Consider the following 12,182-nt stretch of genomic DNA (forward strand, 5'->3'; position numbering starts at 1 on the left):
GGAACAAGTACGTATGGACTTCGTGAACAGAAAGAGATTTCCCGGCTGAAAAAATCTCCCCGAACAAATACTGAAAGCTACTCCAGAGTGCAGCTAACCACTGCCGTTTGCTTACGTTACAAGCACTTGAGATATAATGCACAGCGCATTATAAATTAGGGTGGTACCACGAGATAATAGTCTTCGTCCCTTTACCGGGATGGAGGCTTTTTTTGTTTTCATTTTGCGGAACATAGAAATTTCCGGTAAATGAAGCGCTTATATGCGTGAAGGTGTAATTAATCTGTACCACAATTCATCGACTTCAATAAATTTTAGGAGGAAAAAATCATGACAACAAAAACTATGACAGGTTCTGAAATTCGTCGTCTTTATTTGAATTTCTTTAAAGAAAAAGGGCATCATATTGAACCATCAGCACCATTAGTGCCAATTAATGACCCATCGCTTTTATGGATCAACTCAGGTGTGGCAACATTAAAGCCGTATTTTGACGGACGTATCATTCCAGATAACCCGCGCATTACAAACGCACAAAAATCGATTCGTACGAACGACATCGAAAACGTAGGGAAAACAGCGCGCCACCACACATTCTTTGAAATGTTAGGGAACTTCTCTATTGGGGATTACTTTAAAAAAGAATCAATTCATTACGCTTGGGAGTTTTTAACGGATCCAAAATGGATGGGCTTCGATCCTGAAAAGTTATCGGTAACAATCCACCCGGAAGATCAGGAAGCTTATGACGTATGGCACAATGAAATCGGGATTCCGAAAGAGCGCTTAATCCGATTGGAAGGCAACTTCTGGGATATCGGGGAAGGTCCATCAGGTCCAAACTCTGAAATCTTCTATGACCGCGGTGAAGAGTACGGCGTTGGTGCACCGGAAGAAGAAATGTACACAGGCGGGGAAAACGAGCGCTATCTTGAAATTTGGAACCTTGTATTTTCTCAATTCAACCATAATCCGGACGGCACTTATACGCCACTTCCAAAGCAAAACATCGATACAGGTATGGGTCTTGAGCGTATCGTTTCTGTTGTACAAAATGTACCAACAAACTTTGATACAGATCTTTTCATGCCAATCATTGAAAAAACAGAAACGTTCGCAAACCGTACTTACAAACGTCCGCATGAAGTGGATTTAAAAGAAATTTTCGGATCGACCGAAGATGTGAATACACCATTTAAAGTAATTGCCGACCATATCCGTACAGTAGCATTTGCTATTGGGGATGGTGCATTGCCATCAAATGAAGGCCGCGGCTATGTATTGCGTCGTCTATTACGTCGTGCTGTTCGATATGCGAAAAAAATCGGCATCGAAAAACCGTTTATGTTTGAATTAGTGCCGACTGTCGGAGAGATTATGCATGATTTTTATCCGCAAGTAAAAGAAAAGGAAGCATTTATTCAACGTGTGATTAAAAATGAAGAAGTGCGTTTCCATGAAACACTTGATGGCGGATTAGCAATTTTCAACGAAGTTGCAGAAAGCCAAAAAGCTAAAGGTGAAACAGTTATCCCGGGTGCTGATGCATTCCGTCTGTATGATACATTCGGTTTCCCGATTGAATTAACGGAAGAGTACGCAGAAGAAGTTGGCATGACAGTTGACCATGAAGGTTTTGAAGCTTCTATGGAACAACAGCGTGAACGTGCGCGTAATGCACGTGCTGATGTTGATTCAATGCAAGTGCAAAACGAAGTGCTGTCAAATTTAACACAGCAATCTACATTTATTTATGATGCTTTTGAAGCTTCTGCAAAAGTTGCTGCAATTGTTGTTAACGGTCAAGAAACTTCAACAGCTTCCGAAGGTGAAGAAGCGTTGGTTATTCTATCTGAAACACCGTTCTATGCTGAAATGGGTGGACAAATTGCAGATACAGGTATCATTGAAGCAGACGGATTCACGGCCATCGTAAAAGATGTTCAAAAAGCACCAAACGGCCAGCCATTGCACACAGTTGTAGTGGAATCGGGTGAAATGAATGTCGGCGATATCGCTACTGCAAAAGTTGAAGAAGCAAAACGTAAATTAATCCTTAAAAACCATACTGCAACACACTTAATGCACCGTGCATTAAAAGATGTATTAGGTGACCATGTAGCACAAGCAGGTTCTTATGTAGGACCAGATCGTTTGCGCTTTGACTTCTCTCACTTTGGTGCTGCAACAAAAGAAGAGCTTGCACAAGTTGAACGTGCAGTGAACGAAAAAATTTGGGAAGATATCGAAGTCGTGATTCAGGAAATGGATATTGATTCTGCAAAAGCAATGGGTGCAATGGCACTGTTCGGTGAGAAGTATGGGGATGTTGTCCGTGTAGTAGCTGTTTCGGATTATTCGATCGAACTTTGCGGTGGACTGCATGTAAGCCGTTCATCTGAAATCGGCATTTTCAAAATCGTATCCGAAAGCGGAATCGGTGCAGGTACACGCCGAATCGAGGCTGTTACAGGAAAAGCGGCATATGAAGCGATTAAAGAAGAAGAAGCAATTTTAAATGAAGCAGCAGGCCTTTTAAAATCGAATGCAAAAGACGTGGCAACTCGTGTTGCAACACTTCAAGCAGATTACAAAGAACTGCAACGCGAAAATGATTCATTGTCACAAAAAATCGCAAATGCACAAGCTGGCGCAGTATTGGATGCTGCACAAAAAATTGGTGATGTAACAGTACTTGCAACTCGTGTAGAAGCAAAAGACAATAATCAATTACGCCAGATGATGGATGATTTAAAAGAAAAAATGGAATCAGCTGTAATTGTTCTTGGCGCAGTCGATGGCGATAAAGTCATGTTATGTGCGGGTGTAACGAAGGAAATCGTTGGTGGAAACTATCACGCTGGTAACATTGTGAAGCAGGTTGCTGAAGCTTGCGGCGGTAAAGGTGGCGGTCGTCCGGATATGGCGATGGCCGGTGCGAAAGATGCTTCTAAATTGGAAGATGCGTTGAATGCTGTTTACGAACATGTAAAATCTTTCTAAACATCTAAATTTTACTACTGGCATATTTGAAGTGCTTGCAGGAATAAGTTATAATGATATAAATGGAGATGGGAGATAGTGCTCCATCTCCCTATTGCTGAAAGCGAGGTGCTGGTCTTGAGTTCTTTCGATAAAACAATGAAATTCAGTTTTCCAGAAGAATCCATGGAACAAGAAGTAAAGCAAGTGATGCTGAAGGTGTATACGGCTTTAGAGGAAAAAGGGTATAATCCAACAAATCAAATTGTGGGGTATTTATTATCTGGCGACCCGGCATACATCCCTCGCCACCAGGACGCACGTAATTTAATCCGCAAGCTTGAACGTGACGAGATTTTAGAGGAACTCGTTAGATTTTATATTAGAAAGAATACTGAGGCGGATAAATGAGAATTATGGGTTTAGACGTCGGCTCGAAAACAGTCGGCGTTGCAATTAGCGATGCGCTAGGGTGGACAGCGCAAGGAATCGAAACGATAAAAATCGATGAAGCGGCAGGCGAATTTGGTATTGAACGTATTAATGAGCTTGTAAAGGAACACAATGTAACAGAATTTGTTGTTGGCTACCCAAAAAACATGAATAATACAATCGGTCCCCGCGGGGAAGCTTCCGAAAGCTATAAAAAGTTGCTGGAAGATACATTTGGTTTTCCTGTTAAACTTTGGGACGAGCGTATGACAACAATGGCTGCTGAGCGTATGCTGATCGAAGCAGATGTAAGCCGTAAAAAGCGAAAGCTAGTTATTGATAAAATGGCTGCTGTCATGATTTTACAAGGTTATTTAGATAGTAAAAACTAAAGTTGCTTTATATGAGGCTTTTTTGTACTTATCCGAAAAGGCTTTATGTATAATGAATTGAGCAGCAACAGGCACCAATGCCTAAATATTATGAAGAGGTGACGATCATGTCAGAACAACAAAACCACATTACAGTAGTCGATGAAAACGGCAACGAACAACTTTGCGAAATTTTACACACTTTCGATTCAGAAGAGTTCGGTAAATCATACGTATTATACTCTCTAGTAGGTGCAGAAGAAGATGAAGACGGCGCAGTTGAAATCTTTGCCTCTGCATTTGTTCCTGCTGAAAACGGTGAAGATGGCGAATTAACGCCGATTGAAACAGAAGCAGAATGGGATTTAATCGAAGAAGTATTAAACCAAATCGAAGACGAATTAGGCGAAGAAGAATAATTCATTTGACACGATAAAAACAGAGTGGGTGTTGAGCCTGCTCTGTTTTATTCATTCATTGGGAGGAAATAGTATGGAAGAAAATATTTTTATATTGCAAAAAGAAGACGGCGGGGAGCAACAATGCCGCGTTGTTTTTACATTTGATTCAGAAGAGCATTCTTATGTGTTATTCTCATTAATCGGTGATGAAGAAGCCGGTATTTCTGCACTTCGCTATGTACTTGACGAAAATGGCGAAATGAGCGGCTTTTCGGATATTGAAACAGATGACGAATGGGCGATGGTTGAAGAGGTTATGAATACGGTGCTAGCGGAGTTTGGCGCAGATCAGACAAATTACTTCACGATCACGAATGAAGATGACGAAGAAGTTATGTGCCAAATTTTGCACCGCTTCGAAAGCAACGGCAAAAATTACTTATTCTATGCCATAATGGAAGACGATGAGCCTGCTCTTGAAGAAGTATTCGCTTCTGCCTATATCGCTGGCGACAACGGTGAAGTAGCGGACTTGCTGCCTATCGAAACAGACGAAGAGTGGGAAATGGTAGAGCAAGTATTAAATTCATTAGCACAAAACTAATTTCAAGTACCTTACTGACGATGTATACAGCAGTAAGGTTTTTTTATTGTTCAAAATTAGACAAAAACGAACATTTTCTATTATAAAACGTCGCAAATAGTGAGAATTTACATACCTTTCGTCGCTCGATATTGTGTCGAAAGAGATTTTTATGTATCATTATGAAAGAGAAAAAGGGGGGGCTCCCGTGCTGGACGAAAATAAAAAGCAAGAAATGTTCAATAAAATGAAAGAGCGTAAAGGAGAAGTTAAAACGGTGCGTAAAATTGTGGGAATCATCGCGCTTGTCGCTCTTCTGATTATCGCCATCGTCGGTTTCGCAGGATATAGCTATGTGACATCGGCATTGAAACCAACGGATCCGGAATCGAACGAAAAAGTTGAAGTCGAAATTCCGATGGGATCGGGTATTACATTAATATCAACTATTTTAGAAGATGAGGGCATTGTAAAGAATGCGCAGATTTTTAAATATTACACTAAATTTAAAAATGAATCGGAATTCCAAGCAGGCAGTTATGCTTTGACGAAATCCATGACACTCGACGAAATTATTGAAAGCTTAAAGACAGGTCGTGTGTATCGCGAGCCTGTATTTACAATGACAGTGCCAGAAGGGTTAACGCTAGAGCAAGTAGCTGATGTTGTACAGAAAAATACTTCTCACAAAGCAGAGGACTTCATGAAAAAAGTGACGGATGCCGCTTATGTGGAGCAATTGATCACTGAGTATCCTGATTTATTGTCAGAGGCCATTTTAAAGGAAAATATTCGTCATCCATTAGAAGGTTATTTATATCCGGCAACATATCCATTCTTTGAGGAAAATCCATCAATTGAGGAAATTATCGATACAATGCTTACTGCAATGAATACGATTGTTTCCGAATATACACCGGTATTGGAAGAACGTGAAACATCTGTTCATGAACTATTGACATTTGCATCACTGCTTGAAGAAGAGGCAACTGCCCAAACGGACCGTGAAACAATTGCAAGTGTATTCTATAACCGTATAGAAATTGATATGCCTTTACAGACAGACCCAACCGTACTGTATGCATTAGGCTCTCATAAAGACCGCGTGTTGTATGAAGATTTGGAAGTGGACAACCCGTATAATACGTATCAAAATGTTGGATTACCGCCGGGACCAATAGCAGGAGCCGGTAAAACATCGATTGAAGCGGCACTGAACCCTTCACAAACGGATTATTTATACTTCCTGGCAGATAAAGAAGGCGTAAATCATTTTGCTAAAACGTATGATGAACATTTAACGAACATCGAAAAATACTTACGCTAAGAAAGTTTAATGGATGAAAAGGAATCGAATGGCTTGAAATTTCCGTTTTACAATGGAATTCAGTAAATTGTTCGCATTCCTTTTCTTTTCATGCTATTATAAATTGTGATTTTTTGTCCTTATATAACAATTTTGTAGGCGCAAACATCTTCGTTTCGTCTTTTTTCTTGTGAATGAAAGATGAGCGCAAACAACCAGGTAAAGGGAGAATGACGAATGGAATTATCAGACGCTTATATTGCTTCCTTCATTCCTGAACGTGATGAATTACTTATGGAAATGGAACGCTTCGCAGAACAGAATCATGTCCCGATTATGCAGCTTGCCGGGATTGAGTCACTAAATCAAATTTTACGCATTCAAAATCCGAAATCGATTTTGGAAATTGGTACGGCAATTGGTTATTCTGCTATACGAATGGCGCAAGCGCTGCCAAATTGTCATATTGTGACGATAGAACGCGATGTATCGCGGGTTCAGTATGCCAAGGAATTCATTGCAAGGTCAGAGGTGGCAAACCGCATACAAGTAATTGAGGGCGATGCGTTAGAGGTAGACATGGAAACACTTCCTACTACTTTTGATGCTGTTTTTATTGATGCGGCAAAAGGGCAATACATGAAGTTTTTCGAAAAATATGCATCACTTGTTCCATCGGGTGGCGTTTTATACATCGATAATATGTATATGCACGGACTATCGGATTTAGATATAAAAGAAGTACCTAGAAGAAAAAGAACGATGATTCGCAACTTAAAAACATTTTCAGACTGGATTATGGCACATCCGGATTATTCGAGTGCCTTTTTCCCTGTCGGTGATGGTTTGTTAATTTGTTTGAAGAGGTGATTAGTGTGAAAAAACCAGAATTATTAGTAACACCACAATCCATTGAGCATATTACAGCACTAATTGAGGCAGGTGCAGATGCTTTTGTGATCGGTGAACAAAAATTTGGCTTACGTTTGGCTGGAGACTTTACGGTAACACAGGTGGAAGAAGCAACAAAGCTGATTCACGCTGCAGGTAAGAAGGTTTATGTAGCAGTCAATGCTTTATTCCACAACGATCGTTTAGATGCGTTGGATGAATATTTAGTGGAGATGCAGCGTATTGGGGTAGATGCATTATTATTCGGAGACCCAGCCGTAATTATCGCTGTGCGTGAAAACAACGTAACCATTCCGTTACATTGGAATCCGGAAACGACAGCAACAAACTTCTTCCAAGTGAACTATTGGGGTGAACGCGGAAGTAAGCGTGCTGTACTGGCACGTGAACTTTCAGTGGATGAAGTTATCGAAATTAAAGAAAATACAAAGCATGAAATCGAAGTGCAAGTACATGGTATGACTTGTATGTTCCAATCTAAGCGCTCACTTTTAGGAAACTATTTCCTTTACCGTGACGAAGCGATGGAAATTGAAAATCGAAAAGAAAACAAAAATATGTTCCTTCACGATAAAGAGCGCAAAAATAAATATCCGATCTATGAGGATATGAATGGCACACATATTTTCTCACCGAATGATATGTGCATTATCGAGGAGTTAAATGAATTATTTGAAGCGGGCATCGATTCATTTAAAATCGATGGTGTCCTTCAAACATTTGATTATACGGTGACAGTTACAAAACTTTACCGTCAAGCGATTGATACGTATTTTGAGCAAGGTGAAGATGCGTACGATGACATTAAATCTGAACTATTTGAGCAAATCGAAGCAATTCAGCCAGCGTTACGTCCACTGGATACTGGCTTCATCTACAAGGAAACAGTTTACTAGAAAGGAGAACGAACGCAGTATGCTACAATTAATTCAAAATGAAAGAATCCGTGAAACAATTAACGGGAAAACAGTAATTACGAAAAAACCAGAGCTTTTAGCACCAGCAGGAAGCCTGGAAAAATTAAAAGTAGCCGTACACTACGGTGCCGACGCTGTATTTATCGGTGGCCAGGAATTTGGTTTACGTTCAAACGCAGGGAACTTCACGATTGAAGAAATGAAGGAAGGCGTTGAATTTGCAAACAAATACGGAGCCGTTGTATATGTAACAACGAATATTTTCGCTCATAATGAAAACATGGACGGTTTGGAAGAATATCTGCAAGCAATCGAGGGAGCAGGCGTAAAAGGGATTATCGTTGCAGACCCGTTAATTATTGAAACTTGTAAAAAATGTGCACCTTCTTTAGAAATCCACCTTTCTACACAACAGTCTTTATCAAACTGGAAAGCGGTAAAGTACTGGAAAGAAGAAGGGTTGGAGCGTGTTGTTTTGGCACGTGAAGTAGGCGGAGAAGAAATGCGTAAAATGAAAGAAGAGGTAGACATTGAAATCGAAGCTTTCGTGCACGGTGCAATGTGTATCGCTTATTCAGGGCGCTGTACGCTTTCAAACCATATGACGGCACGTGACTCAAACCGTGGCGGCTGCTGTCAGTCTTGCCGTTGGGATTATGATTTATATGAAAATAATGACGGTGAAGAAGTGGCATTGTTTAACGAAGGCGAAGCACCGTTTGCAATGAGCCCGAAAGACCTGAAATTAATCGAATCCATTCCTCACATGATTGAGTTAGGTATTGACTCATTAAAAGTGGAAGGCCGTATGAAATCGATTCACTATATCGCTACAGTTATTTCTGTTTATCGTAAAGTAATTGATGCATACTGTGCAGACCCGGAAAACTTTACATTTGAAAAAGAATGGCTGGAAGAATTGGCGCGCTGTGCAAACCGTGCAACTGCTTCGTCATTCTTTGAAGGTGAGCCAAGCTATAAGCAACAAATGTTTGGTTTCCATTCACATAAAATGAAGTGGGATTTTGCTGGTTTTGTAATGGATTACGATGCCGGCACTCAAATGGTTACATTGGAACAACGTAACTATTTCAAGACAGGCGATACGGTTGAATTTTTCGGCCCTAATATGGATACATTCAAAATGACGGTTGGCCAGCTTTGGGATAAAGACGGCAATGAACTAGATGTTGCCCGCCACCCGCTACAAATCGTTAAATTTAAAGTTGATCGCTCATTATCACATTTTGATATGATGCGAAAGGAGAATAATTAAATGTCAAACCGTCCAGTTGTAATCGGTATTGCCGGTGGTTCATGCTCAGGTAAAACTAGCGTGACACGTTCTATATATGATGTTTTCCGTGAACATTCAGTAGTTGTAATCGAACAGGATTATTATTATAAAGACCAAAGCCATATGACGTTTGAACAGCGTCTGGAAACGAACTATGATCATCCGCTGGCATTTGACAATAATTTGCTGATTGAGCATATTCATCGTTTACTTGCCTATGAATCAGTGGAAAAACCGGTCTATGATTATGTACAGCATACACGTTCAGATGAAGTCATTCATGTGGAACCAAAAGATGTAATCATCGTCGAAGGAATTTTAGTGCTGGAGGACGAGCGTCTGCGCGATTTAATGGATATTAAATTATTTGTGGATACGGACTCTGATTTACGTATTATCCGACGCATTCAACGCGATATTAAAGAACGCGGTCGCACAGCTGATTCGGTAATCGAACAGTATTTAACTGCAGTGCGTCCAATGCACAATATGTTTATTGAACCTACTAAGCGATATGCAGATGTAATCATCCCTGAAGGTGGGGAAAATAACGTTGCAATTGACTTAATGGTAACGAAAATAAAAACAATTCTTGAAACTGAATCGAACTTGTAATATGATGATGTAGTATTTACAATAATTACATTTTAAATTGATAGAACAACATAAATAATTAATCATAAAATTCGGCTGCCCGTATTACGGTGTAAACTTCTTCTAAAAGAAGGCATTTACACATACCGTAAACTAGTAGTCGGGTTTTCTGTTATTTATGAACAAAATACGTGAAAATAACATTTAAATTTATACGTATTTATTTAGAAATAGAAATAGAAAACGCTAAAAGTAAACGTTTTCAAGTTAATACTAAGGAGTGGGAATAATGTCAAACGAAAAACAATATCCAATGACACTTGATGGAAAACAAAAATTAGAAGATGAATTAAACACATTAAAAACAGTAAAGCGTCCGGAAGTAGTAGAGCGCATTAAAGTAGCTCGCAGCTTCGGTGACCTTTCTGAGAACTCTGAATACGATTCAGCAAAAGAAGAGCAAGGATTTGTGGAAGGTCGTATTTCTTTGATTGAACAAATGCTGCGCAATGCTGTTATTATTACTGAGGACGATTCATCAAATACAATTTCTTTAGGTAAAACAGTTACATTTGATGAGCTGATCAACGGTAAACGTGCAAACTTTGAAGAATCATACACAATTGTTGGTTCAGCTGAAGCCGATCCGATGGAAGGTAAAATTTCAAATGATTCTCCAATTGCTAAAGCATTGATGGGCAAGCATGTGGATGATGTTGTAAAACTGACAACACCAGGCGGAGAAATGGAAGTTATTATTTTAGAAGTAAAATAATTATTGGAGCAGTTAGCATAAATTGCTAGCTGCTTTTCTCTTGTTGATTACTGGAAGACTTTTCAGTGTTTAATTTCCGTGCAACCTTTGATGTTCTAATGCTAAAATAGGTTTGCATAGGAGGAATTGAAATGGAACGAAAAAGACGATTTCAAACACGACAACAGTATGCTGAACAAAAATCAAAAAAGACGAAATTTCAGAAAGCGGATAAAAGATTAAATTACTTAATCGCCGTAGTCGCTGTATTAATTGTGGCAACATTAATTTTTATTATTACGCAAGAGCCAAGCCCCAAAAACGAAGCCGAACAACAAGATTCACCGGCGGAAGTAGCTACAGATGTTCCGGAAGATGATGCTGGGCAGGAGACGGAAGATAATGAAACAGAAACAAATGTCCCGGAAGAAGCGGAAGAGGAAGAAAACTCTTCGGATGAAACGGAACAGCCGACTTCTGAATCGGGTAATATGGTAAGTCCTTCCAATGATCCGGCAGTAAAAGAAGTCATTACAAATCCGAATTGGCCGGCCTATCCGACGGCACAAACTGGTGAACATGTGTCGACATATGAAAAAGGGCATATTGATTACGAAGAAAAACTTAAAGCAATATTTAGTGTCATCGATTTACAGCAGGAAAACAGTATTGTGCTGCGGGTGAATAATAACGGTAGCGCGGAAAATGCAATTGCCGTTGTCACATCGATGGATAAAGAACAGAAATACCGTGTAAGTATTGAATGGGTCGACAATGAAGGCTGGAAACCGATTCAAGTGGAAGTTTTATCAACACTGGAAGGTTCACAATAACGCGTTTATGAGCAAGTTTAATTGGAGGAATGAATAAATGACAATAGCAGTAATCGGCGCAATGGAGCAGGAAGTAGAATTATTACGAGGCGCACTACAAAATACGAAAACTGAAACAATCGCAAGCAGTGAATACACAACAGGTACATATGAAGGCAAGGAAGTGGTACTTTTAAAAAGCGGTATCGGTAAAGTGAATGCGGCAATGTCTACGACAATCTTATTGGAAAAGTTTAATCCGAAAGTTGTCATCAATACAGGATCTGCAGGCGGTTTTGATGCAGCATTAAAAGTTGGGGATATTGTCATTTCGGATGAAGTACGTCACCATGATGTAGATGTAACAGCTTTTGGCTATGAAATCGGTCAAATGGCTGGGATGCCGGCAGCATATAAATCGGACGAAAATTTAATGGAAGTCGCAAAACAGGCAGTAAAAGAAGTGGGAGAGCATAATTACAGTGTAGGTCTAATTTGTTCAGGCGATGTATTTATGAGCAATCCTGAGCGTGTTGAAGCAGTACGAAAAGATTTCCCTACAATGAAAGCCGTGGAAATGGAAGCGGCGGCTGTAGCGCAAGTATGCCATCAATTCAATACACCGTTTGTTGTCATTCGTGCACTATCAGACATTGCAGGACAAGAATCAAGCATGTCATTTGATGAGTTTTTACCTGTTGCAGCCAAACACTCAACAGAAATCGTATTAAACGCTATTACAAAATTATAATTTGGATTAAAATGATAAATGCCCAATCACAAAAAAGATTGGGCATTTTTTTTATCATGTTTTAATTTAA

At 39.7% G+C, this 12,182-nt stretch carries 13 protein-coding genes and 1 other annotated feature (1 of these 14 cut by a window edge); all 13 genes read left to right on the forward strand.

Going from position 1 to position 12,182, the window contains the following annotated elements; translation table 11 throughout:
- Positions 1 to 194 (forward strand) — a binding site (T-box leader) (it extends 14 nt beyond the left edge of the window).
- A gap of 136 nt (positions 195 to 330) precedes the next feature.
- The 13 genes from alaS to mtnN all read left to right on the forward strand — a co-directional run bounded on the left by alaS (position 331) and on the right by mtnN (position 12,112).
- A complete protein-coding gene (alaS, locus tag CBM15_RS04915) occupies positions 331 to 3,003 on the forward strand; it encodes an alanine--tRNA ligase (RefSeq protein WP_087615967.1) in 2,673 nt (890 codons plus the stop codon).
- Between the two features lie 117 nt (positions 3,004 to 3,120).
- A complete protein-coding gene (locus CBM15_RS04920; protein ID WP_014823361.1) occupies positions 3,121 to 3,393 on the forward strand; it encodes an IreB family regulatory phosphoprotein in 273 nt (90 codons plus the stop codon).
- Positions 3,390 to 3,806, forward strand: a complete 417-nt coding sequence (gene ruvX, locus CBM15_RS04925; protein ID WP_087615969.1) for a Holliday junction resolvase RuvX — start codon at positions 3,390 to 3,392, stop codon at positions 3,804 to 3,806. Before CBM15_RS04920 ends, ruvX begins: the two co-directional genes overlap by 4 nt.
- A 107-nt stretch (positions 3,807 to 3,913) precedes the next feature.
- Positions 3,914 to 4,204, forward strand: coding sequence for a DUF1292 domain-containing protein (locus tag CBM15_RS04930; protein WP_014823362.1), 291 nt, complete (start codon positions 3,914 to 3,916; stop codon positions 4,202 to 4,204).
- A 73-nt stretch (positions 4,205 to 4,277) separates the two neighbouring features.
- Positions 4,278 to 4,790, forward strand: coding sequence for a DUF1292 domain-containing protein (locus CBM15_RS04935; protein WP_087615971.1), 513 nt, complete (start codon positions 4,278 to 4,280; stop codon positions 4,788 to 4,790).
- 187 nt (positions 4,791 to 4,977) lie between these two features.
- On the forward strand, positions 4,978 to 6,096 hold the full coding sequence (gene mltG / locus CBM15_RS04940) for an endolytic transglycosylase MltG (RefSeq protein WP_087615973.1): 1,119 nt from the start codon (positions 4,978 to 4,980) through the stop codon (positions 6,094 to 6,096).
- A 216-nt stretch (positions 6,097 to 6,312) separates the two neighbouring features.
- Positions 6,313 to 6,945, forward strand: coding sequence for an O-methyltransferase (locus tag CBM15_RS04945; protein WP_087615974.1), 633 nt, complete (start codon positions 6,313 to 6,315; stop codon positions 6,943 to 6,945).
- A gap of 5 nt (positions 6,946 to 6,950) precedes the next feature.
- Positions 6,951 to 7,883, forward strand: coding sequence for a peptidase U32 family protein (locus tag CBM15_RS04950; RefSeq protein WP_087615975.1), 933 nt, complete (start codon positions 6,951 to 6,953; stop codon positions 7,881 to 7,883).
- A gap of 19 nt (positions 7,884 to 7,902) precedes the next feature.
- Complete coding sequence (locus CBM15_RS04955; protein WP_087615976.1) at positions 7,903 to 9,180, forward strand: peptidase U32 family protein; 1,278 nt, start codon at positions 7,903 to 7,905, stop codon at positions 9,178 to 9,180.
- Positions 9,181 to 9,816, forward strand: a complete 636-nt coding sequence (gene udk / locus CBM15_RS04960) for a uridine kinase (RefSeq protein ID WP_008407640.1) — start codon at positions 9,181 to 9,183, stop codon at positions 9,814 to 9,816.
- 268 nt (positions 9,817 to 10,084) lie between these two features.
- Complete coding sequence (gene greA, locus CBM15_RS04965) at positions 10,085 to 10,570, forward strand: transcription elongation factor GreA (RefSeq protein ID WP_079527954.1); 486 nt, start codon at positions 10,085 to 10,087, stop codon at positions 10,568 to 10,570.
- 131 nt (positions 10,571 to 10,701) lie between these two features.
- Positions 10,702 to 11,382, forward strand: coding sequence for a YrrS family protein (locus tag CBM15_RS04970; RefSeq protein ID WP_087615977.1), 681 nt, complete (start codon positions 10,702 to 10,704; stop codon positions 11,380 to 11,382).
- A 37-nt stretch (positions 11,383 to 11,419) separates the two neighbouring features.
- Positions 11,420 to 12,112: a 5'-methylthioadenosine/S-adenosylhomocysteine nucleosidase gene (mtnN, locus tag CBM15_RS04975; protein ID WP_087615978.1), complete on the forward strand. Its 693-nt coding sequence runs from the start codon at positions 11,420 to 11,422 to the stop codon at positions 12,110 to 12,112.
- Positions 12,113 to 12,182 lie beyond the last annotated feature (70 nt).

Source organism: Solibacillus kalamii, from assembly GCF_002174535.1.
In the GTDB taxonomy this organism is placed as follows: domain Bacteria; phylum Bacillota; class Bacilli; order Bacillales_A; family Planococcaceae; genus Solibacillus; species Solibacillus silvestris.